The following is a 235-nucleotide window of genomic DNA, read 5'->3' as shown; positions in this document are numbered from 1 at the left end:
TATTTAGAGAATTTTGTCCCTGTTTTTTTAGGAAATGCTGTGGGCGGATCGATATTTATTGCTATGGCATACTGGCATGCTTATAAGAAAAAGGAACGGACTGTAACGGAACCGAAAGTGATTCATCCCATGATGAAAAGTGGTGTTAGATAAATAGCCTACAGTATATAGAACATTATTAATTAAACTCCTTTTTCAAAGGGAGTTTTTTTACATAAGGCTATGTTAAAGCATA

General features: G+C 34.0%; 1 pseudogene. It reads left to right on the top strand.

Annotated elements, in window-relative coordinates:
* Positions 1 to 153 (top strand): annotated as a pseudogene (locus V7137_RS14190) (formate/nitrite transporter family protein); the annotation flags it as partial.
* Positions 154 to 235: the final 82 nt, after the last annotated feature.

Source organism: Neobacillus drentensis (genome assembly GCF_036962765.1).
Lineage (GTDB): Bacteria > Bacillota > Bacilli > Bacillales > Cytobacillaceae > Neobacillus > Neobacillus drentensis_C.
Note: the sequence above shows the minus strand (reverse complement) of the source record. Positions and strands in the feature narration are given on the sequence as shown.